Below are 22,661 nucleotides of genomic sequence, written 5' to 3' on the forward strand. Positions count from 1 at the left end.
CGCTCATCATAAATTAGTCATCTCAGCCCGATACGTCAATAAACTTAATTTCCATAATGCTTTTTTCAAAATCAGTCCCTTGTATCAGGGCCTTGGCTTTAACACGTATTTTGTAGGTATAAATAGTACTTTCGCTATAACCTAAAATTTTAGCAACTGTTGGCAATTCGTGTATGCCCAGCCTCATCAATGCAAATATGCGCAGGGTGGGGTTTAATCCTTCGCCGCCTTTAGGCCATATCTGATCCTCCGGACTCAGCAATAAGTTAAACGAACTTATAAAATTGGGGAATATTTTTAAGAATGCGTTATCAAGCGTTTCATAAAGAGCTTCCTTTTCACGATCAATTTGTACATCATCCAAAAGCGGCTTTATATCGTTAAACTTCCCAAGCTTAACGCTATGCAAAATTTTACGCTTGGCTCTATCCAGTGTATCAATGTAAGTAGAGCAGGTCTTTAAAAACAATCCAATAAGTTCTTCCTTTATGCGCGATGATTCCCATAGCTTTTCGTTTACTTTTTTAAGTTCGATATTTTGATCGATTATCGTTTTCTCATTTGCTTTAATGCGCAGTAATTGCTTACGGTACACCACTAGTGTGAAAAATAAAACCAGTGCGATTATCAAAATCACCAATAACACAATCACAAAGCGATCTCTCTCATATTGTTTTTCAGCAAGCAGTTTATTGGCAATAGCGGGCAGTAACGATTCTATCTGCACTTCGCGGTTACGCGCACCGTAAAACTTTGCGTTCTTTACAGCCTCCTGCATAAATAAATACGCCTCATTTGTGCGGTTTTGCCGATACAACTCCTTCCCAAGTAAAAATATAGCCAAGGTCTCCTTTGTAGCTGATCGTATATCATTTATAGCGGCAAGCGATAAAAAGAAAACCTTGTTATCGCCATGGTAGGCAAAACTTAAACGTGTTGAGGACATAGCAATACCGTGCTCGCTTAACTTGTGGCCTGTTAAATATCTGTAGTAAAATTGTGGTGTGAGTTTTTTATCGCGTTTTAAATCAGGTAGATAAGCATCTGTTAGGGTTTGTTCAAATTCTGTGGAAGCTACCGTTATTTCAGCATGGTTCAAATCCTGTTTTGATTGTATTTGATACCTCCTGGTAAAATAACCATCATTATTATATTCGGCAATACCTGAATAAAGCCTGCCGCGGAGTATTAAATAATCAGATCTCAAGGGAACGGATAATTTTTCCGGATCAAGTTTTTCTACCACATCAAATGCCTCTTTATAAAGCCCGGAATTGAGTAAAATCGTTCCTAGCAAAATCTGGCTCTTTATTTCGTTATCCTGGTTGTTTGATTGACGGGCAATGTCGATCATCTTGTTCGCATATACAAATGCCGAGTCAAACTTATAAGCACGGTAACAATCAAAAATTCGATTACATAAATTATAGCGGACAGCAGGACTATGATTTTGCTTGTTCTGAAATTGCGATTTCAGGCGCTCAATCATTTTTTCTTTTTTGGTATCGTAAAGGCATTTTCGCGCAAGTTCTTTTTTTAGTACGGTTAGCATACTATCTGCGTTTACGTGTTGGGCAGCACCGTTGGCAGTCAGTAGTACCAACAGAATTAATAAATGATATCGGAATTTAGTCATAACTGGATAATTCAAATCTATAAAAGCGAGCGATATACTATATATGATTTTTGTCACAAATTAATTTTCAGTTAAAGTGCTTTTATCAACGTCAAAGTAAAATCGTTTTACCTTTCTGCAAAGACTTTTATGTCTAGAAGAGTTAGATTTTTTACTATTTACTCCAGCTTAAAATATTGATTATTAATTTATTGTAATTTTGAAAATCTGGATTTTATAGTTAGGGCTTATTGCCGCTATACAAACCGCCTGTATAACTCACTTAATTTGTCGTGACGTAAGGGGCGCACTACTCCAATACATCAACCATCAGTTAATGCCGACTGCAGCGGTGTTAGCCAGCCAGTAAACCAATTTTAAAACACTATTTATGCGAGGAAAACTTTTACGATTTCTGGGCGTCTGCTTTTTGATGCTCATCGTCGGTTCGTCCGCCTTTGCCCAAAACAAGGTAATTAGCGGAAAGGTAACCGATGCAACCAGCGGCTCACCATTGCCTGGTGTAAGCATTTCAGCAACCGGTACAACCGTAGGCACCACATCTGATGTTGAGGGTAATTACAAACTGAATGTGCCCGAAACAGCCCAAAGCCTTACTTTCAGCTTTATTGGTTACCAATCAAAAAAGGTTGATCTGACGGGGGCAACAACTATCAATACTACACTTTCTCAATCAAACAGTACGCTTGAAGAAGTGGTAGTAGTAAGCGTAGGTTACGGCACGCTGGATAAGAAAGAAGTATCGAGCGCTATAACCCACGTTTCGGGTAAAGATCTGTTACCTGTTTCAGCCAACAACCCCCTCATGTCATTACAAGGCAAAGTTGCGGGTTTAACCATCACCAATACCGCCAGCGGCGACCCAAATTCATCACCAAACGTACAGTTACGTGGTGCATCATCACGCAGCGCTGGCTTGGGTCCGCTGTATGTAATCAACGGCGTGCCGGGTGGCAATATTGACAATATCAATCAAAACGACATTGAAAGTATTGACGTGCTGAAAGGCGGCGCAGCTGCGGCCATATACGGTACGCGTGGTGGCAATGGTGTAATCATCATCACTACAAAGAAAGGCAGCTCACAATCGCGCTTATTTTACGATGGTTATGCCAGCTTTGATTATGTAACCAATCGCCTGGAAAACCTTTCGCCTGAAGAATTTGTGGAGAAGCGGGTAAAAGGCAATCAAGGCCAGGATTACGGTGCCCGCACCAATTGGCTTGATGAGGTTACCAACTCGCCGGCATTCAGCCAAAAGCATACGGTGCAGTTATCAGGCGGTAGTTCACGCACCAGCTATTTCGCTTCAGCCGATTATCGAAATGCTGATGGTATCGACTTGCGTGCACATAAAAAAGAGTATGGTGCGCGTATTAACATCAGCCATGCTACTGAAGATAACACATTTGTTGCCACGCTGAGCGTAGCGCCGCGTTACATGAACGTAAGTAATGCTGACCAGGGCAACTTCAATAACGCATTAACCCTGAACCCAACCTACCCGATTTTTGATACGACGGGCAGATACAATTACATCAACACCGGTTTCTTCTCAAATAACCCTGTTGAGAATGGTAAAATGATCAAGTCCGACGCAGATATTAAGGAGATGGATATTAACGGCTCGTTAAAGTTCAATATCCTAAAAAATCTGAGTACCATGATTACCATTTCTCAGATTAGCCGCTCGGCAAGAAATATGAATTTCAGGCCATCAACATTATCAAGTATTGTGCACTCTGGTCGTGTAAATCAAACCAATTTTGCATCGCAGGAGCAACAGGAAAATGACCAGAAAAACGTGGAGTGGACAGGTAATTACTCGCTCGATTTTAATAAACATCATATAAAAGCTTTGGGTGGTTACGGTTATACATTGTACAACTACAAGCAGTTTTACGCGCAAAACTATGATTTTCCGTTCGATGTGTTTTTATGGAATAATCTGGGCTCGGGCTTATATAACGGTGGCGCAGCAGGGCAGGGGCAATCAGCCGTAGGCTCAACACAAAATGGTTCTACACTAATCGCATTCTTTGGCAGGGTAAATTATGATTTTGATAACCGCTACATTTTGACAGCCAGCTTGAGGCATGAGGGTTCGTCAAAATTTGGAGCAAACAACAAGTGGGGTAACTTCCCTGCGGTATCAGGTGCCTGGAGAATATCGGAGGAAGGCTTCTTTAAGGACGCTTTGCCTTGGGTAGATGAACTGAAGATACGTGCTGATTACGGTATAACCGGTAACCAGGACTTTGGTAATTACATCTCACTGATCTTATACGGCAGCGCTGGTTATTTCCCTTTTAACGGCACACAATATCAAGTTTACGGTCCTTCGCAAAATGTAAACCGCGATTTAAAATGGGAAAAGGCGATGAACTTTAACGCAGGTGTCGATTTTTCAATACTTAAAAATAGGCTAAGCGGATCGATTGACTATTATATAAGAAGAAATGTTGACCTCTTAGGCGGTTATGATGTGCCTCTACCCTCTAATTTCCAATCAACTACTTTTGCTAATGTGGGTACCATGAAGAACTATGGTATTGAGGCAACATTGAATGGCGCCATTATTAAACAAACTGATTTTAGTTATAATACATCATTAGCGATCGCTTATAATAGAAATAAGTTTATTTCATTTTCAAATAGCTTGTATAAAGGCGGAACCTTCCAGCCTGTTGCCGGTTTACCGGCACCTGGCTCGCCGGGTCCAATACAGCGTTTAGAGGAAGGCCGCACCATAGGTGAGTTTTACACATGGAAATCAGCGGGTGTAAATGAACAGGGCGCATTACTTGTTTATAAAAAGGATGGAACTATAATTCCTGCTAACCAGGCAGCTGAAGATGATAAGCAATATGTTGGTAATGGTTTGCCTAAGTTTACCGCATCCATGAATCATGCTTTCCGTTATAAACGGTTTGACTTGAACGTATTTTTACGTGGCGCTTTTGGTTATAAAATATTTAATACCCCGGCATTTTATTTAGGTACGGCGGCAAGCCAAACCGATGCTAACGTGCTGAAGTCAGCCTATGATCCAAGTAGTAAATATTCAAAATTAACCAGTCCGACAACGCAGTATAGAGCTTCTGATTATTTTTTAGAACCAGGATCCTTTGTTAAGATAGACAATGTCGCTATGGGTTATACCCAGCCATTAAGAACTAAATATTTAAAATCAGTACGTTTTTACGCTGCAGGCCGTAACCTGAAGACATTCACTAGTTATACTGGCGGCGACCCGGATTTGGTACAAATTAATGGGCTTACGCCAGGGGTAAATACATCACTAAATTATTACCCGGCCACATTGCAGGTGATTTTAGGTTTACAGGCAACTTTTTAACAATTATAAACATGAAAAAATACAAACTTTATATAACAAGCCTGATGTTAGGAGCGCTAGTAACGGGGGGGTGTACAAATCTTGACGAAACAGTTTATGACAAGGTAAACGCTGATGGTTTCCTAACTCGTAGAGACGACGTGATAAGAGATTTTTTGCGACCATTTGAACATGGCTACTGGAGTATACAAGGAAATGATTATTACGCAGTTATTGAAAATAGTACCGATGAAATAGGTACTTATAACCGGCAAGGCGATTGGCAGGATGGCGGTTATTATCAGCGCATGCATTATCATACCTGGACATTTCAAGACGGCTTTGCTGACGGGGTTTGGAATAACTTGTTTCAGGGTGTTGTACTATCCACAAATTCGCTACAAGACTTAGAGGGCATTACAGATCCGGCTAAATTAAGTGTTACGCCTGAAGAATTAGCAGATTTTAAAGCAGAACTGCGTACCCTAAGAGCGTGGTTCAACTTAAGAGCGTTTGATTTTTACCGCAACATACCTTTGGTTGTTGATGTTAAGAATAGCACCGAAACGCTTCCGCAGGCAACACCACAGGAAACTTTTAATTTTATTGAAAAGGAGCTGCTTGAATCTATACCAAACTTACCTACCAGGGGCGATTTAGGAGCAAGAGGCATCGGTAGGTGGACCAAAGCGGGCGCAGCAGCTTTATTAATGAGGTTGTATCTGAATGCCAGCGTTTACATCGGAGTTGATAAGTTTGCAGAATGCGAAGCTGTCTGCAGGGATATAATTTCCGGCAAATACGGCAGTTATCAGTTAGATACTCGTTGGGACGCGCCTTTTGATTATACCAATACGTCACTTAATTCAGAGGTAATATATGGCTTCCCGGGTACTTTGGCCCGTACACATTGGCAATACGATGGCGGCATGTTTTGGTGGGGAGTTACCTACGATGCATCGCTGTATTTTGGGTTTACCGATTTTGGACAGGCCAACCCGCGGTTTGCGCTGCAGCCGGGGCGCGATGTTGACAGTGTTGAGTACACGCATAAATTAGGCAAACCATTTATAAAATTTCAAAAATATCCTGACGATGTGCGGCTAAAAAAGTATAAAAATTTGGGAGACAGCAAACGTGAAGGTATGTTTTTATATGGTTATTTGCCTTTTACCCGTACAGTTAATGGTAACCCGGTTGCGGATACCGTGAGAGGTAATAAAGGGCCATACGCTTTGTATATCCGTGACCAGGTAGGTTGGTTTTTAGGTGCAAAGCCAGGTACTAAGATAACCGATAAAGAGTCGAATATGAATCATGCTGATCATAACTCAGGTATCTTTATGGTGAAATACCCGATGTACCCAACGCCTGACCCGAATCGTATTACATCAGCATACGCTGAAGTGAGGTTATCAGAAGCTTATTATTCTTTAGCTGAATGTTTATACCGCAAGGGTGATAAAGCGGGAGCCGCAATGCAGTTGAACCAAGTGCGAAAACGTAATTTCCCAGACAATTCACCCAGCCTTTATACGGCTGACGGTAGTCAACTAACCGATCAGGAGATGTTGGATGAGTGGGGCCGAGAGTTTTTAGGCGAAAATCGTCGCCGTACCGATTTAATACGTTGGGGCGTATTCAATACAGGCACATGGTGGGATAAAAAACCAGACGCTGATAGCCATACTGCAATTTTTCCTATTGGTCAAAAAACGCTTAGCTTAAATACGAAGCTGAAACAAAACCCCGGATATTAACAAACCTAAACCAATAACAAAAGCCCGATCGGTTAAGATCGGGCTTTGTTGTGTAATCCATTTACATCTAATTCACATGTAGTCGCTTGAACTCCAGCGGTTTCATGCCCGTTTGCTTTTTAAAAAGTCGGGTAAAATAAGAACTATTTTCAAAGCCGAGTTGATACGCTATCTCAGCCACGCCTTGTTGCCCCTGGCGCAACAGGTTTTTAGCTTCGCCGATAAGCGATATGTGTATCAGATCCATAGCCGTTTTGCCGGTTTCCTGTTTAAGCAGGTCACTCAGATACCTTGATGATACATGCAGGTTATCCGCTATTTGGTTTACTGATGGTAAGCCTTGTGTTTGTAACAAGCCTTTACGATAGTAATCCTGAAGTACCTCGTGGAAACGAGTGGCTGTTTTTCCGGAAACCTCGGTGCGGTTAACAAACTGGCGTTTATAATATCGCTGCGCATACATCAGCATCGATGCTATATGCCCGAGTATAATTTCTCGGCTATATTCATCGGGATTATTTTCATATTCCAGCCTGATCTTGTCATATAGTTCCCACATCATTGATTCCTCACGTGGCGAAAGGTGCAAGGCTTCATTAACTTCATAATCAAAATAACCATACTTTGGCATGGCTTTATGGAGTTCGTGCCCGTTCAGGTAATCTTCATGAATAAGCAGCATAAAACCTTTCTCTTCAAACTCGAGGTTTTTTATCTCGATGATCTGCCTCGGCTTAGTAAACATCATTGATCCATTAGAGTGATCATACTCAGTGCGACCATATAGAATAACGCCCGATTTAAGTTTTTTGAAACCTATCATGTAGCAGTCACTGGTAAACTCCCGGTCACCCAGCGGGCAGTCTGTTTGGCACGCCAACACGCTAATTAAGGGATGCTCAGGCGGTGCCCAGCCGTTTGCTTTGTGGAGTTCTGCAAGTGTGCTGTAATGTTGCATTATAGCTTATTTATAAGTTGATTTTAAAGTTACAATTATTAATGACCATGCGCTTCAATGCTTACATCTTTCCATTTTTTTATTTCCGTAAGTCTTTTGTTGTAAAGTTGCTCCACGCCATAGTAAGCTACTTTACCTAACAGCAACCTTAGCGGTGGGTTCGGGCTGTCAACTACTTTAAGTATGGCATCTATTGTAGCTTCCGGTTTGCCCCATGCGTCTGGATTGTCGCCGCCTTTGGCAAATGCTTCACGTACGGGGTTATAATCTTGAATGTCGGCAGTGGTTTGTATGGCTGAATTACCGGCCCATTCAGTTGAGTAGCCGTTAGGCTCAATCAAAGTAAATTTAATGCCCAGGTGCGCTACCTCACCTGCAATGGTTTCGCTCAATCCTTCTACAGCGAATTTAGATGCGTTATATAAGCCGAGCATCGGCAAGGTGGCTATTCCCAGAAAACTGGATACTTGGATTACGTGGCCGCTTTTTTGTTTACGCATAACCGGCAATACCGCCTGCGTTACCCAAAGCAACCCAAAAAAGTTGGTTTCCATTTGTGCCCGGGCTTGCTCTTCGGTAGTTTCTTCAACGGTACCGAACAGGCCGTACCCTGCGTTATTTATCAGGATATCAATACTGCCAAAATGTTCGGCTACCTGGTTTACTGCATCATTAACGGCGGTGTGGTTGGTAACATCTAATTGAACAGGCAATATGTTTTCGCCATATTTTTGTACGAGGTCGTCCAATGCCGACAGGTTGCGGGCTGTGGCAGCCACTTTATCACCGCGTTCTAAAAAGGCTTCGGCCCAAAGTTTACCAAAACCCCGTGATGCGCCTGTAATTAAAATTGTTTTTGACATGATTTTATTTTTTAAGTTGAACTATTTATTTTAACAATTCAAAATTGCTGAATTAGCCGCCACATAAATAGCCCGTTTGTATGTAAAAATAGCACAGATTTACGTCAGGATAATTTTTTAGTCATGGGTTCGATATATTGATCGTTTATATTTTGCGTAATGTATTTATATTGATAATTAGCATGTTATAGGTATCGTGTTTTAATTATATTTAACCGAAAATCCTTAAAACCATGAAACCAATAATTACCCGCGCATTGCCGGTTTTGTTTTGTATAACGATTACCGCTATGGCGACTTTCGCACAGGATGAGCCCGATACATCCATTTTTAACAAGATCAGAAAGGCTGAACTCAATAGTTCGCAAATACCACAAATTGCACATTACCTAACGGATGTATCCGGGGCAAGGTTAGCTGGTTCAAAAGGCTATAAACACGCGGCAAACTGGGCTGTAAGTAAACTTAAAAGCTGGGGCTTGGCAAACGCAAGGTTAGAGGAATGGGGCGATTTTGGCAAGCAATGGGATATTGAGGATTTTAGTATCACGATGCGTGCGCCTTATGTTACGCCTTTAAGGGCATACCCAACCCCATGGTCGGCTGGTACTAAGGGTATTCAGCAGGGTGTGGTTTATTTGCTCAGTCCGCAGCAATACCAGGATAGCAGTTACCTCACACAACATGCCGCTGATTTAAAAGGTAAGTGGGTGTTGTTAACCGGTAATGCGAACAAAGGCGACGCAAAATTTAAGCCTGCTGCTGAAAGGCTTGCCGATACCACCCTGGCAAATCTGAAGGACCAATACATGGCAAGCCGTGCGGATATTGAGCGGGAAATAAAAGGAGTAGCGCTGTATAAAAAACTTGACGGCTTGATTGAAAAGGCGAGTGCGTTAGGCCTCATCATCGCAAGCCGCACAAATGCTGACGGTGCCGTATTTGTTCAGGCGTATACGGGCTTCCGCGTTTCAGATCCTGAAGGCATACCGCAGCTCAGCATGGCTATCGAGGATGGACAGCGCATTAAGCGGATGATATCATCAGGCCAGCAGGTTGAGATTGCTGTCAACATTAAAACGCAAACATCAACGGCCGATACCAAAGGGTACAACGTAGTGGCTGAGATACCGGGTGCCGATCCGAAGCTCAAAGCTGAAGTGGTGATGCTTGGCGGTCACCTCGACTCGTGGAGTGCCGCCACCGGCGCAACTGATAACGCCGCCGGATGTGTTGTGACGATGGAAGCGGTAAGGTTGCTTGATTCCCTCGGCCTGAAACCAAAACGTACCATACGTATTGCCTTATGGGATGGGGAAGAAGAAGGGCTTTTCGGCTCCTATGGATATGTCAAAAAGCATTTCATGGATTCAAAAACTTTTAAAACTACCAAAGAGCAGAGCAAATTATCCGCTTATTTTAACCTGGATAACGGTACCGGAAAAATTCGTGGTATTTTCACGCAGAACAACGCAGCTCTGCAATCAATATTTACCAAGTGGCTTAAGCCGTTTGCTGATTTGGGCGCTACAACCGTAACGAACAGCAACACCGGTTCAACCGATCATATCTCGTTTGACTGGGCCGGTATTCCTGCGTTCCAGTTTATACAGGATCCGCTTGATTATGAAACCCGCACACACCATAGCAACCTGGACGATTATGACCACCTGCAAATGGATGATCTGAAACAGGCGGCCATTATTGTCGCTTCATTTGTTTACCAGACAAGCGTGCGCTCACAGCTATTACCGCGCAAACCACTCAAAAAGGAAGTTTTCGTATTTGAGGGTTTATAGGTTTATCAGGTGATTGACTAACTGTTCCCATTCTTCATTTAATGAAAAGTGGGGGCGAGTTTTACCTGCTTTGTTATACCAGTAATCGGCGTTCCAAACGTCGCCCTCCTTACGGTGCAGGTAGGCGTGTACCCATGCGGATGTACGATCGCTCAAATGATCCACCTGCTCGTGAGCGGTATGCCAGTCACCTCTACCATCAAACCAAAGGCTTTTTAGCTGTGGCGAAAGTGCAACGTCAGGCGCAGTATTGTTTAACGAACTTTTAAATTCACTTAACGTTTTCATAAGCCGTTTTTCGGCTAATATAGAGGTTTTGTTTTTACTGTTTCTTGTTCAATGTGTCACCATCGGCAATCACCGCCTCATTAATTTCTTTTATGCGGTTAACCTGCATCTTCTCCACATCGCGGTCATAAGTAAGCATGCCGTTTACTTCGTGCTCCACATCAGTAGTTTGCGTGTAGATGGCTACACTGAGGCCTTTATATTTCATGAGTTGCGTTACCTGCTGCATTAGTAACACATAACGGTCTGTTAAGGCAGTGGTAGTTGCTGCATAATCATATGCATTATTTTCTACCGGCCACATGTGTCCGCGGGTAAATAAACCTATACCCCCAAATTCGCCTAAGGATGCCGCCCGTTTATCGTCAGGTACCGAGGCGTCGTAAGGGCCAACATAAATATGCGTGTCAACAAAATCGCCGTTACCCGGGTCGCCGTAAGCTTTTTGGTAGCCCGGGTTGTTGTTAAAGCCGGAGTTACCATTTACCAGGCGCGAAGGATCGTATTGTTTTGTCCAGTTGGTGATGCTTTTAACATCGAACGCGCCCCAGTTCTCGTTAAAGGGGACCCAGGTAATAATCGACGGAGAATTAAAGTGATCGTCGATAATCGCTTTCCACTCCTTGCGGAAGTTTTTGCGTGTTACCGTGGTATCTTCATGCTGGTACCAGATGGCCGGCATATCCTGCCAAACCAGCAGCCCCAATTTATCGGCCCAATAGTAAAACCTTTGCGGTTCGGTTTTCATGTGCTTACGTATCAGGTTAAAGCCCGCTCTTTTAGTAAACTCCACATCAAACTTGAGTGCTTCGTCTGTCGGGGCGGTTAGTATACCGTCAGGCCAGTAGCCTTGGTCGAGCAGGCCAACCTGCATTACAAATTTGTTGTTGAGCAGCGGCCGTACTACGCCATTAACTTTAGCCAGCTTTACATCGCGCATACCGAAATAGCTTTTTACTTCGTCGGCAACTGTACCGTTGGCATTGTAAAGGGTCAGTTCAAGGTCGTAAAGAAAAGGCTTGTCGGGCGACCAGGTTAGCGGGTTTTCAATCAGTAAATCAAAATAAGCGCCTGTAGTACCGTTAACCTGGCTAACGGCTTTTTTACCATTAAGCGCTACAGCTTTTACTTTGCTGCCTGCCGGGCTGTTTACCAGCACACGCAGCTTTTTGCCGGCCAGATCAGGTATAAGCCTGATTGAGGAGATATGTGTTTTGTTAACCGGTTCCAGCCAAACGGTTTGCCATATGCCTGATGTAAAAGTATAATCGCCACGTGGGCCGTTTTTTCCGGATGGCGTACGGCCATCGTTTGGGTCATGGGCGGCCACTATAATTGTGTTTTGGCCCTTTTTTAAAAATGGAGTTATATTAAACGTAAATGCATCGTAACCACCGGCGTGTTCGCCCGCTTTTTTATCATTTACAAATACTGTCGCGTCATGATCTACCGCGTCAAAATGTATCAATACCTGTTTGCCTTTCCAGGCGGCCGGAACTTCAAAGTTGCGGCGATACCACATGTTGATCTCCTGTTTACGGTTTATGCCCGATAGGTACGCTTCAGGGCAATAGGGCACCTTTATTTGCTCCTTTACATTTTCAAAGGAGGCCGGCTGTTTCGGGCGTAGCGCTGTGGGAACGTCCTTACCGCCGCGGTAATCCCATTTGCCATTGAGGCACATCCAATCTTCGCGCTGTAATTGTGGACGCGGATATTCCTGGAACGGAACGTCGGCTTGCATGGCGGCGTTTGTCCAACGGGTAGGCAATGGTGCCTGCTGTGCAGCTACGGAATAATGCACAAGCAGCACCAATACTAAAAAGTAAAGGCTTTTCAGGTTATTCATAAAAATATAGTTCAATACTGGTTACGCTGTCTAATATACACTTTAATTGCCTAAACCGATGCTTTGTCAGGTTGTTAATAAGTCGATTCAGCACGCCAAATCAGTTTTATTTATCGGCTGTAAAGAATGCTATGCATGCTGATGTATAAATTGCTGTACAAACAATCCTTTTAATATATATGTAACATGTTTGATAAAGCAAAACATTTACATAGCACGATTATTGTTGCTTATACCTTACTTTGAGGGAAGCACAGTGGCGACAAATAATATAAATAATACGGGGCACAAGCATTTGCTGATAATAGAAGACGACCTCGACATAACTGACATATTAACAGTTTTATTTACCGACGAAGGTTACACCGTTACGTCAATTAATCAAACGGACGACATCATTCGTACGGTTGAAGAGGTAAAACCCGACCTGATTATTACCGATTATATTTTAGAAGGTATAAACGGCGGTGAATATTGCAGTCAGGTAAAAAATAATCCCGAAACGGCGCATATACCGGTGGTGTTACTATCAGGTTATGCTAAGGTCTTAGAATCGCTGGGAAATTACGGTGCCGACGCGGTAATTTATAAGCCGTTTGATAACAATGAACTGATTGACACGGTAGGCGCGATGTTGTCATAACAAGTCAGCCTTTTAAGTATATTGCTCCTGTTTATGAAAAGTCCGTCATCAGCTATAATTTCATTTTGTCTGATTATCGCCTCATGCGGTAACCCGAATAATTCCACCAAGGTAATTACGGAAAAAAAGGATTCAACAGCTACAGGGAGCAAGGCCGTATCATCTACACCAAGCAAAGCCAACGGCAAATATGAAGGTACTTATGAGCGGGTTCCCCTGGTTGATGAAACAGGCGCTTGCCCCATGACGTTGGTGATTGATCGTAACAGTACAGGTTACAATTACCTACTTAATCTGAGTAAACAACGTTACAGCGGAAAAGCCAGTATTACAAGCGAAGGGAACGAGACTTTTTTAACGCTCGAAGGCATCCGATGGTCAGAATACGAGGGTGACATATCAGGCGAAGACAATGATACCACGCAAACATCCGCTGATAGCGTTGAAATTCCGGTAGGAGTGGGCGCCTTGGTAACCGATTCCGGGTTTGTGATACAAAACACCGGTAACGCTATGAACTATTATGTAAAATTTGCCGGCTGCGATTGTAAGTATATCAATCTTGTAAAGCGAAAAAGGGCTAAACGGATAATCAATTAAAACAGTCGAATAATCTATTGCAACCCTTTTTGTTAGCCATGAACTTAGCGCGATTATTAATAACTACTTAAAGTATCACCAGAATCATGAAAAAAACCGACCTGTTATTATCACTACTCATTATTACATTATTAGCGACTGCTGTATGGGCAAAAATCAACCATGTTGATTACTCAAACAACATAATTGATTTTTCTATTATCGGCTCGTTACTCATTTTGATTACTTTAATTATACGCGCCATAACCCGTATGCTTAAAGCAAAGTAATATCACATCAAGATTTAAGCGTATACAAACCGCCCTTTTTTACCTTGATGTTAGTAATATAACCGTTTGAGGTTTTAACTGATTTTACATTTTGCCCTGTCACTTTAATAGGTGCAGGTGTGCGTATAGTGCAAGTGCCGTTAATTGTAGATTTGATAATCGCACTGCTTAACTTATGCTTATTCCAATTAATATCAACAGTATAACCACCGCGTGCTTTTAAGCCTTTAACTGCTCCGTTTTGCCATTCGTCGGGCAAAGCAGGCAATAGGTTAATCTCACCGTATATGCTTTGCAGCAACATTTCGGCTATACCGGCAGTGCCGCCAAAGTTACCATCAATCTGAAATGGCGGATGCGCATCGAACATGTTGGGATAAGTACCGCCACCTCTGCCATAATTAGTGTCATTCTCTTTGGTCAGGCGCAATAGATCGCGAACCAGCGTATAAGCATGATTACCATCCCAAAGCCTGGCCCAAAAGTTGATTTTCCAGGCCTTGCTCCAACCGGTACCTTCATCGCCCCTGATGTTAAGTGTTTTGCGGGCGGCTTCAGCAAGCTCTGGTGTTTTTGCAGGTGATATCTGGTCGGCAGGGTAAAGTCCGTATAGATGTGATACGTGGCGGTGATGCACTTCCACATCGTCCCAATCCTTATACCATTCCACTATATTGCCCTTTTTACCGATGTGGAACGGATAAAGCTTTTTCTGTTTTTCTACCACCTGCCGCTGCAGGTTAGCATCAATGCCTAATGTTTTTGCCGCCATAAGGTAGTTGATAAACAACTCGCGGATAATCGACATATCCATGGTTGATGCCAGCGCGATAGCGCCCTCTTTCCCGTTTTCATCCCTGAAAGAGTTTTCAGGTGATCCGGAAGGTGCCGTTACCCAATAACCATCCTTGTCCTTAATAAGATAACCTAAAGTGAATATAACCGCCTCTTTCATTAAAGGATAAGCTGTGTTTTTAAGAAACACCTTATCGTTTGTAAATTCATAATGCTGCCATAGGTGTTCTGATAACCAGTTGGCGCCCATTGACCAGTTGGCCCATTTAGGGTCGCCGCTGCCTTCGCCTACCGGGTTAGCCATTGCCCATATATCACTGTTGTGATGCGCCACCCAACCATTGAGCCCATAATATTCTTTAGCCACGTTTTTGCCATTGGCAGCCATGTTCTTAATAAGTTGCATCAGCGGTTGGTGCAGTTCAGACAGATTGGTGATTTCAGCCGGCCAGTAGTTCATCTGCGCGTTAATGTTGGTGGTATAGTTTGAACTCCATGCCGGGCGCAGATCCTTGTTCCAGATACCCTGAAGATTAGCGGCAGCGCTTCCGGGCCTTGAGCTGGAGATAAGCAGATACCTCCCGTAATGAAAATACAGAGCTTCCAGGCCGGTGTCGTGGCCGCCTTTAGCGTAAAGTTCGAGGCGTTTGTCAGTAGGGTTGGATCTTAACCCTGCATCGTCGCTGCCCAAATTCAGTTTTACCCGGTTAAAGTATTTTTGATAATCAGCAATATGAGCATTTAATAGGCTTTCGTATGATTTAAGGGCTGCTTTATTTAAATAGCCCATTGATATTTTTTGCTCATCTTTTCCGTTAGTGTCTGGGCATTTGTCAAACCCGTTAAAGCTGGTAGCAGCTGATAGCAGAAAAACCACTTCGTTAGCATCCTTAACCTGTATACCGTTTTCCGTTGCGCTTACCTCGCCGCCTTTATTAATCGCCTTAACCAATAACCGGAAACGCATACCGCCGCAGCCGTTTTCGGGGGAGTAGCTAATTGCATTTTTGGAGTCGATATAGTTAGGTTCCACATTTGTAGGTGCCTGGCCGCTTAATATATATATTTTATCGCCGGTTACGGAGTTGGTTGCTTTGAGCTTGCTTTTGGTATTTACCGATAAATTTAGTTTCCCGGGCTTATCTGCCTTGATACGGATAACGATAACCTGGTCGGCCGCTGATGAAAACACCTCGCGGGTATAGTTAACGTTATCAACAGAAAATTTTGTAGTTGAGATAGCCTTTGATATGTCCAGATCACGGTAGTAACCGTTAACGGCTTCTGAGCCTAAATCCTGTTTAATATTTAAGTCGCCAAGTGGCAGATAGCTTTGCGAATATGGCCCCTGCATTTTTTTGCATAGCTCCAGGGCCTTTTGGTACTCGCCATTCAATATAGCCTCACGTACTATGGGCAGGTATTTAGATGCTTCAGGGTTGAGGCTTGGTTTAACCGGCCCGCCTGACCATAGCGTACCTTCATTAAGTTGCAGCAGTTCATTTTCAGGATTGCCGAAAACCATGGCACCCAAGCGCCCGTTCCCAACAGGTAAGGCTTCTGTCCATACAGCAGCGGGTTTATCATACCACAACTTTAAATCCTGTGTAAATCCAATAAAAGGTAGTAATACACAAAGAACCAATAATTTGATCTTCATAGCTTGCAAAAAATAGGTTTATAATATAATGCAGGTTTAACGGCCAGCTCAAATATAGCTTAACGCGCTAAGCACGGCGAAAAAAATGCTGGTTTAGTAATAACTTATTTTGGTAAAAAGTTAAGCGAAAATAGCAAGCTGTAATAATCGACAATAGCTTAAAAATTCACTTTTTATTTTTAAGCTATTGGTAATCAGTTCATAATTTATTTTATGATCGCTTTTGTTGCGTTTGTCCAACTCATTGCAAAGCTAATCGCATACATAAGTTCCAATGTAATATTGTTTACAATTGTTTTAATTTGACATTTAATCCGGCAGGTAAAAATTCATCATTATTCGCGCATGCCATACCAATTGAATTTGATTTAAATGAAAATATTAACTTGTGAAGAGCCTGGTAAACTTTTTTATAACGAAGCCGATTATCCGCAAGGTGAGGAAGGAAATGCCATCATCCGCATTAGGCAGATAGGCGTTTGTGGTACTGATTTGCATGCATTTGAAGGTACGCAGCCATATTTCAGCTATCCGCGTGTTTTGGGGCACGAACTTGCCGGAGAGTTGATCGATGGGGGCGGGGCCGAAGGTTTCAATCCCGGCGATGCTGTTACTTTTATACCCTATAACAATTGCGGTACTTGTATAGCTTGCCGTTCGGGCAAACCTAATTGTTGCGTAAACATTAAGGTTTTTGGTGTCCACACCGACGGTGGCATGGCTGAATACCTGAGTGTGCCCGCACGTTTACTGGTTAACGGGCGGGGTTTAAGCTTTGATGAACTCGCCTTAATTGAGCCGTTGGCGATTGGCGCACATGGCGTAAGCCGGGCCAACGTTCAGCCGGGCGAATTTGTGCTGGTTATAGGCGCTGGACCAATCGGTTTAGGGATAATGGAATTTGCGCGCATAGCAGGCGGACAGGTAATCGCGGTAGACTTTAACGAGAACAGGCTTGCCTTTTGTAAAGATAAGCTCGGTGTACCCTATGTTATTAATCCGCAGGTTGATGATGTTAAAGCCCGGCTCGAAGAAATAACAAACGGCGATATGCCTACCGTAGTAATAGATGCTACGGGAAATCAAAAGGCGATAAATAACGGCTTTTACTATATGGCACATGGCGCGCGTTATGTATTAGTAGGTCTGCAAAAAAATGAGATAATAGTGAGCCACCCGGAATTTCACAAACGCGAAGCTACATTGATGAGCAGCCGCAACGCTACGCGCGATGATTTTGAATACGTTATAGCATGCATGAAAAGCGATAAAGTAAATCCGGAAACTTATATTACGCATCGTGTAGGCTTTGACGAGGTTGCGGGTTGTTTTGCGCAATGGCTCGACCCTAAAAACGGCGTTATTAAAGCCATGATCAGTATTTAACTTATAGTAATCAGAACTACATCTATCATGAAACTCAGCAATAAAATATTGCCGCAAATAAAAAACAATATTGAACTGCCGCTGGCTAACTATAAAGATTTACCCGTAAAAGTGCTGCAATTTGGCACAGGGGTATTATTGCGCGGATTGCCTGACTACTTTATTGATAAAGCTAATAAACAAGGCGTTTTCAACGGCAGGGTAGTGGTGATAAAATCAACGGGTGCTAATAAAACCGATGCGTTTGCTGAGCAGGATAATTTATACACCGTTTGGGTAAAAGGTATTAAAGATCAGCAACCGATGGACGAAATAAGTATTAATTCATCCATTAGCCATGTGTTAACAGCTAACGGACAATGGCCGGAGATACTTCAGGAAGCCGCTAATCCTGATCTGAAAGTTGTAATATCGAACACTACCGAAGTAGGTATACAGCTTGTTAATGAGGATATTCACCAGAGTCCCCCTGCATCATTCCCGGCCAAATTACTTGCCGTGCTTTACAGGCGCTATCAAACTTTTAACAGCAGTAGCGAAAGTGGTTTGGTTATCATCCCTACAGAGCTTTTACCGGATAACGCAACCATATTAAAATCAATTTTGGTAAAGTTATGTCGGTATAATAAACTTGAACCTGCGTTTGAAGCCTGGTTGCTGGAGCATAACTCGTTTTGCAATTCATTGGTGGACAGAATCGTACCAGGTAAGCCCGATAATGCAGAAGTTCAGCGATTTGAAGAGGCGAACGGCTACGGGGATGATCTGCTCATTGTTGCCGAGCCCTATACTTTATGGGCTATTGAGGGAGATGAGCGTGTAAAGGCTATTTTGAGTTTTGAGCAGGCTGATGAGGGTGTTGTGGTAACGCCAGACATTGAGATACATCGTGAGCTGAAGTTAAGATTGCTTAACGGTACGCATACGCTAACCTGTGCTATGGCCTTGTTACTTAATTTTGATTACGTTAACCAGGCGACAGCGGATACTGATTTTGCAAGGTTTATGAATAGTATACTTGCCGATGTCCGCCTTGCTATGCCTTATAAAACAGATAAGGAAACCATGGAAGCGTTTTCCGCTAAAGTGGTCGACAGGTTTAGTAACCCCTATATTAAACACTTGTGGGTTAATATAGCCCAGCAGTATACCACCAAAATAGGTACCCGGGTGCTGCCGCTGTTACACCAGCATTTTAAACAAACTGAGGAAGTTCCGCAGAATATAGCAAAAGGCTTAGCGGCCTACCTGTTTTTGATGACCAAGATTGTTGAGCAGGATGGTAAGTGTTCTCTTGAAATAAATGGTGTAAAGCATGTGTTTACAGATGAAAAAGCGGGTGTGCTTACGGCTATTTATAGCAGTTGTTCGCCGGATAGCATCGCTGCATACGTTTTTACCAGCGAAGAACTTTGGGGAGCAGATAAGCCTGCCTATCCGGCACTAATAAATGAAGTGCAAAAATATCTGGATGAAATAGCTGCTGGTAAAGTAATCATCTGATAAAAAGTGACAACCGTCATTGCATAGCCAAGCAGAGTAAGCCAATTTTGGCACTGCATGACGATATATAAACATTTCACTTTCGATGCGGCCCATTTGCTGCCGAACGTTCCGGAAGGGCATAAGTGCAAACAACTGCACGGACACACCTACCAGCTTACGGTGTATGTTTCAGGTAACCTGCAACGCCCTGAGCAGTGGGTTATGGATTATGGTGATTTAAAAGCTATAGTAAAACCGGTGATCGATCAATTAGATCACCGGTTTTTAAATGATATTCCCGGTCTAGATAATCCTACAGCAGAGGTTTTGGTAAGCTGGCTTTGGAATGAAATAAAACCTTCGCTCCCACAACTTCAAACCCTCGAACTAAAGGAAACGCCCACTTCAGGCGTTATTTATAACGGGCCGGGTCAGTAATGATAAGTACTACTGGTTTTTAACGTGCTGCATTATTAAATTATATACTATTTGGGCCGGCAAAACTAACGATGTAGTACGGCTGAAACGGGCAATGTTCACACCTATAAATTTACCGTCAAGATTAAAAATAGGGCCGCCGCATTGCGCGGGTAACAAGGCTGCATCATGGGTTATTAAATTTTCAAAACCGTCTCTTCGCAGGCTTTTGCCGCCTTTAAATAATTCAGCCGGATGTTTACCCGGGGTTTGGCGTTTTGCGCCCAGCACCGCCGTTTTGTTCTCCTGTTTGCCGTTTCTTGATATCCTGAAATTTATGGTATCGCCCGGCCAGTATTGTTGCATAGCCGTGCCAAAATCCTCAATTTTTTTCATCGCCACGTTGTTTACGGATAATACCTCATCGTCAACCAGCAAACCGCTCTTTGCCGCGGGTGAGTTAGGCTGTACATAAGTAAAGGCAGGCGGAACGGCATTATAACCTACTGCCGCACCCAAGTAACCCAGGCTCCAAAAACGGCTAAGCGTAACATCCAATCCGCTGGTTATACTAACCAATCCTTCTTTATTAGTAAAAGGAGTGATCAACATGCAGCCCAAATCAACAGTGGGTTGATTATCCTTTGAAATGGTTATCCCACCGTTGATATTTGCTGAAGGCCGGAGCAATACCAGATCGGTTTGCCGGTCTCTCGCAAAAACTTGGGCTTCAAAAACCTTATTACCCGGCATGGTTATTTTAGGATCATTCCCAACAATAGAGCTTTTACTTACAATATAAACAGACTTGCCGTTCACCTTGATAATCGTACCCAATGCAGGTGTATTCGCCGAATCGGCTGTACTGGTTATACTTACAACCATGCGGTCAAGCTTATGCTTCTTTATTAAAGCGGCTGCTGTAGATTGCATGCTGGCCAGTCCGTCATCAGTCATTATATTCTTGATATCGTCCGGGGCTAAGGCTTGTGTATCGGTTGGAAGAGCTGTGTAAACCTGTTGTTTTTGCAGCGCATCCCAATATTTATGATAGAGGTCTACAGGTATCTCATAGTTTGTATCCTCATCTGTATTGATGGCGCTGTGAATGCCGATTACCCTGCCCATATAATCAAATAACGGCCCGCCCGAATCGCCTGGCTCCATTTTACAGGTCGACTCTATAAAGCCGCGATCATTTTTGATTACCCTGATCCGGCCATAGCGTACAGACGGTTTGGATTGGTTGAGGCTCTCCGGGTAAGCGATGCTCAGGCAGGGTTCATTCACTTTTATAGCTGATGATTTAGCCATAGGAGCAAAAGGCCAGCTTCCTGGTGTGGCAATCTTCATTAATGCTACGTCGGGTATGGTGCGGTCGGCTGCAAGCTCAATTTTTCCCAAGGCTACGGCAATGGCTTCCTTGCCGTCGGCAAACATTACTTTGTAAGTTTTGCCGGGGATGGTAACGTGGGCAGCAGTCAGGATGTAGCCATTGGCCGTAATCACCACGCCACTGAATTGTGCGCTCATTTGCTGGCGGGCCGTTGTATCATAACCCCACATACGTACGCTTGGCAAATAGGCGCTTTTAATGCCTTTTTGCAAGGTGGCTTGTAACTGCGGCAGGTTAACCTTTTGTGCCCGGGCCATTACAGTGCACAACAAAAGGGTAAGGCAGGTAAATATTAATTTTTTCATCTGTAAAAAAACACCACCCAAACGCTAAGGCATTTATGGGTGGTGTAGTATAGTATATGCTAATTGGTGACTAATTCATCAGCTCGGCCAGCTTTTTATTAAGCGTTTCGCCGCGCAGGGTGTTGCCTATTACTTTTCCGTCTCTATCCACTAAAAAGCTTTGCGGCACCGCCCTTACGCCATACAAACGGCCAACAGCGTTGTTCCAGCCCTTCAGGTCAGATACCTGAGCCCAGGGCAGCCCGTCTTTCTCAATGGCGGCAAGCCAGGCAGCTTTGCTGTTGTCAAGTGATACCGATAGTATCTCGAAACCTTTATCCTTATATTTTTTATACTGTTCAACCAGGTTAGGGTTTTCCGCACGGCATGGTACACACCAGCTTGCCCAAAACTCAACCAATACCACTTTGCCTTTAAAGTCAGCTAATGATACCGGTTTGCCGTTTACATCATTTTGAGTAAACGTCGGAGCTACCGAACCAATTGAGGTTAAACCGGCCGCTTCTATACGCTGCTGCAGTTCTTTGCCCATATCCAGTTGCTTCAGTTTAGGATCGAGGGCAGTAAATACGGGCTGTATCTTTTTTACGTCTACTTTGCTTCCGGCGGCTTCGGACAGGCCAACCAGCGCGAAATATGATTTTGGGTTGCTCTTAGCAAACTGGTATTGTTTTTCAGATCGGGCGTCAATGCTTTTCCTGAAGCTGGCATTCAATCCGGCCATAAAAATGCTGTCCTTTTGCTGTTCAGGTGTGGCTTTTGAATAAGCATTGTTAGCGGCTTTGGTCAAATCCATAATGGTGCCGCCTATTTGTTTGTTATAAGCCTGGAAATCATCGTAAACCTTAGAGCCTGTGAACCTGGCGTTGCTTAAAGAGTCCTTAGAGTTGATCACGATATTTTCCTTGCCGAAATAAAAATAAATCACATCGGCACCCGGAGCATAGATAGAGTGCGGCTTACCTTCGCCGGTATGATCGAGCGACATGCGGGTGTTGCCTATACCTGTAAGATTGCCCGTAAATTTAAACGTTCCGTTCACCACAACCGCCGAATCTTCTTTACCGGCACCGTTGCTGTCCATATAATCAAAGTAAACCTTGGCAGGTTTATCTAAGTTACCAATTTTACCGGTGATGGTAAACTTACCGGTTTGTGCCGATGCTGCTACGGGTAACAGTGCGGCTATCATTAAAAATTTTTTCATGTTCAAGT

The 22,661-nt window shown here is 43.4% G+C and carries 17 protein-coding genes; 9 read left to right on the forward strand and 8 right to left on the reverse strand.

Features of this window, described 5'->3' with window-relative positions:
* Positions 1 to 22: 22 nt before the first annotated feature.
* A complete protein-coding gene (locus ABD960_RS07290; RefSeq protein WP_345330332.1) occupies positions 23 to 1,603 on the reverse strand; it encodes a DUF6377 domain-containing protein in 1,581 nt (526 codons plus the stop codon).
* Between the two features lie 403 nt (positions 1,604 to 2,006).
* Between ABD960_RS07290 and ABD960_RS07295 the strand changes: the two genes are divergently transcribed.
* Together ABD960_RS07295 and ABD960_RS07300 are read left to right on the forward strand one after the other, a co-directional pair.
* Positions 2,007 to 4,994 carry a SusC/RagA family TonB-linked outer membrane protein gene (locus tag ABD960_RS07295; RefSeq protein WP_345330334.1) on the forward strand — a complete coding sequence of 996 codons (2,988 nt, stop codon included), beginning with the start codon at positions 2,007 to 2,009 and terminating at the stop codon, positions 4,992 to 4,994.
* A 44-nt stretch (positions 4,995 to 5,038) separates the two neighbouring features.
* Positions 5,039 to 6,733, forward strand: a complete 1,695-nt coding sequence (locus tag ABD960_RS07300) for a RagB/SusD family nutrient uptake outer membrane protein (RefSeq protein ID WP_345330336.1) — start codon at positions 5,039 to 5,041, stop codon at positions 6,731 to 6,733.
* Between the two features lie 67 nt (positions 6,734 to 6,800).
* Here the strand turns inward: ABD960_RS07300 and ABD960_RS07305 are convergent, their stop codons facing one another.
* The gene (locus ABD960_RS07305) at positions 6,801 to 7,691 is read right to left on the reverse strand and encodes a helix-turn-helix domain-containing protein (RefSeq protein WP_345330338.1); all 891 of its coding nucleotides are present in this window, start codon (positions 7,689 to 7,691) and stop codon (positions 6,801 to 6,803) included.
* Between the two features lie 38 nt (positions 7,692 to 7,729).
* Entirely contained in the window at positions 7,730 to 8,554 is an 825-nt protein-coding gene (locus ABD960_RS07310; protein ID WP_345330340.1) for an oxidoreductase, read from the reverse strand.
* Positions 8,555 to 8,787: 233 nt separating this feature from the next.
* On the opposite strand from ABD960_RS07310, the gene ABD960_RS07315 reads away from it, so the two are divergent.
* A complete protein-coding gene (locus tag ABD960_RS07315; RefSeq protein WP_345330342.1) occupies positions 8,788 to 10,353 on the forward strand; it encodes a M20/M25/M40 family metallo-hydrolase in 1,566 nt (521 codons plus the stop codon).
* Here the strand turns inward: ABD960_RS07315 and ABD960_RS07320 are convergent.
* The gene (locus ABD960_RS07320) at positions 10,348 to 10,641 is read right to left on the reverse strand and encodes a hypothetical protein (protein WP_345330344.1); all 294 of its coding nucleotides are present in this window, start codon (positions 10,639 to 10,641) and stop codon (positions 10,348 to 10,350) included. The genes ABD960_RS07315 and ABD960_RS07320 overlap by 6 nt on opposite strands.
* A 34-nt stretch (positions 10,642 to 10,675) precedes the next feature.
* Entirely contained in the window at positions 10,676 to 12,490 is a 1,815-nt protein-coding gene (locus ABD960_RS07325; protein ID WP_345330346.1) for a glycoside hydrolase family 2 protein, read from the reverse strand.
* Positions 12,491 to 12,785: 295 nt separating this feature from the next.
* Here ABD960_RS07325 and ABD960_RS07330 point away from each other — a divergent pair, with 295 nt between their 5' ends.
* From ABD960_RS07330 to ABD960_RS07340, 3 genes are all read left to right on the forward strand, one after another.
* The gene (locus tag ABD960_RS07330) at positions 12,786 to 13,133 is read left to right on the forward strand and encodes a response regulator (RefSeq protein WP_345330348.1); all 348 of its coding nucleotides are present in this window, start codon (positions 12,786 to 12,788) and stop codon (positions 13,131 to 13,133) included.
* 33 nt (positions 13,134 to 13,166) lie between these two features.
* Positions 13,167 to 13,733: a hypothetical protein gene (locus ABD960_RS07335; protein WP_345330350.1), complete on the forward strand. Its 567-nt coding sequence runs from the start codon at positions 13,167 to 13,169 to the stop codon at positions 13,731 to 13,733.
* 86 nt (positions 13,734 to 13,819) lie between these two features.
* The gene (locus ABD960_RS07340) at positions 13,820 to 14,002 is read left to right on the forward strand and encodes a hypothetical protein (RefSeq protein ID WP_345330352.1); all 183 of its coding nucleotides are present in this window, start codon (positions 13,820 to 13,822) and stop codon (positions 14,000 to 14,002) included.
* A gap of 7 nt (positions 14,003 to 14,009) precedes the next feature.
* On the opposite strand, the gene ABD960_RS07345 is transcribed toward ABD960_RS07340, so the two are convergent.
* The gene (locus ABD960_RS07345) at positions 14,010 to 16,457 is read right to left on the reverse strand and encodes a glycoside hydrolase family 95 protein (protein ID WP_345330354.1); all 2,448 of its coding nucleotides are present in this window, start codon (positions 16,455 to 16,457) and stop codon (positions 14,010 to 14,012) included.
* 372 nt (positions 16,458 to 16,829) lie between these two features.
* On the opposite strand from ABD960_RS07345, the gene ABD960_RS07350 reads away from it, so the two are divergent.
* The 3 genes from ABD960_RS07350 to queD are packed head-to-tail and all read left to right on the forward strand — an operon-like array spanning position 16,830 to position 19,766.
* Positions 16,830 to 17,843: a zinc-binding alcohol dehydrogenase family protein gene (locus tag ABD960_RS07350; RefSeq protein WP_345330356.1), complete on the forward strand. Its 1,014-nt coding sequence runs from the start codon at positions 16,830 to 16,832 to the stop codon at positions 17,841 to 17,843.
* Between the two features lie 27 nt (positions 17,844 to 17,870).
* Positions 17,871 to 19,346, forward strand: a complete 1,476-nt coding sequence (locus ABD960_RS07355; RefSeq protein WP_345330358.1) for a tagaturonate reductase — start codon at positions 17,871 to 17,873, stop codon at positions 19,344 to 19,346.
* Between the two features lie 57 nt (positions 19,347 to 19,403).
* On the forward strand, positions 19,404 to 19,766 hold the full coding sequence (gene queD / locus ABD960_RS07360; RefSeq protein WP_345330360.1) for a 6-carboxytetrahydropterin synthase QueD: 363 nt from the start codon (positions 19,404 to 19,406) through the stop codon (positions 19,764 to 19,766).
* A 9-nt stretch (positions 19,767 to 19,775) separates the two neighbouring features.
* On the opposite strand, the gene ABD960_RS07365 is transcribed toward queD, so the two are convergent.
* Together ABD960_RS07365 and ABD960_RS07370 are read right to left on the reverse strand one after the other, a co-directional pair.
* Positions 19,776 to 21,446, reverse strand: a complete 1,671-nt coding sequence (locus ABD960_RS07365; RefSeq protein ID WP_345330362.1) for a S1C family serine protease — start codon at positions 21,444 to 21,446, stop codon at positions 19,776 to 19,778.
* A 70-nt stretch (positions 21,447 to 21,516) separates the two neighbouring features.
* Complete coding sequence (locus ABD960_RS07370; RefSeq protein ID WP_345330363.1) at positions 21,517 to 22,653, reverse strand: redoxin domain-containing protein; 1,137 nt, start codon at positions 22,651 to 22,653, stop codon at positions 21,517 to 21,519.
* Positions 22,654 to 22,661: the final 8 nt, after the last annotated feature.

This window comes from Mucilaginibacter defluvii (assembly GCF_039543225.1).
GTDB lineage: Bacteria > Bacteroidota > Bacteroidia > Sphingobacteriales > Sphingobacteriaceae > Mucilaginibacter > Mucilaginibacter defluvii.

Coding starts and splice junctions, on each gene's coding strand:
- ABD960_RS07295 (WP_345330334.1), top strand. CDS start 2,007: ATGCGAGGAAAACTTTTACGATTTCTGGGCGTCTGCTTTTTGATGCTC.
- ABD960_RS07300 (WP_345330336.1), top strand. CDS start 5,039: ATGTTAGGAGCGCTAGTAACGGGGGGGTGTACAAATCTTGACGAAACA.
- ABD960_RS07305 (WP_345330338.1), bottom strand. CDS start 7,691: ATGCAACATTACAGCACACTTGCAGAACTCCACAAAGCAAACGGCTGG.
- ABD960_RS07310 (WP_345330340.1), bottom strand. CDS start 8,554: ATGTCAAAAACAATTTTAATTACAGGCGCATCACGGGGTTTTGGTAAA.
- ABD960_RS07315 (WP_345330342.1), top strand. CDS start 8,788: ATGAAACCAATAATTACCCGCGCATTGCCGGTTTTGTTTTGTATAACG.
- ABD960_RS07320 (WP_345330344.1), bottom strand. CDS start 10,641: ATGAAAACGTTAAGTGAATTTAAAAGTTCGTTAAACAATACTGCGCCT.
- ABD960_RS07325 (WP_345330346.1), bottom strand. CDS start 12,490: ATGAATAACCTGAAAAGCCTTTACTTTTTAGTATTGGTGCTGCTTGTG.
- ABD960_RS07335 (WP_345330350.1), top strand. CDS start 13,167: ATGAAAAGTCCGTCATCAGCTATAATTTCATTTTGTCTGATTATCGCC.
- ABD960_RS07340 (WP_345330352.1), top strand. CDS start 13,820: ATGAAAAAAACCGACCTGTTATTATCACTACTCATTATTACATTATTA.
- ABD960_RS07345 (WP_345330354.1), bottom strand. CDS start 16,457: ATGAAGATCAAATTATTGGTTCTTTGTGTATTACTACCTTTTATTGGA.
- ABD960_RS07350 (WP_345330356.1), top strand. CDS start 16,830: ATGAAAATATTAACTTGTGAAGAGCCTGGTAAACTTTTTTATAACGAA.
- ABD960_RS07355 (WP_345330358.1), top strand. CDS start 17,871: ATGAAACTCAGCAATAAAATATTGCCGCAAATAAAAAACAATATTGAA.
- queD (WP_345330360.1), top strand. CDS start 19,404: ATGACGATATATAAACATTTCACTTTCGATGCGGCCCATTTGCTGCCG.
- ABD960_RS07365 (WP_345330362.1), bottom strand. CDS start 21,446: ATGAAAAAATTAATATTTACCTGCCTTACCCTTTTGTTGTGCACTGTA.
- ABD960_RS07370 (WP_345330363.1), bottom strand. CDS start 22,653: ATGAAAAAATTTTTAATGATAGCCGCACTGTTACCCGTAGCAGCATCG.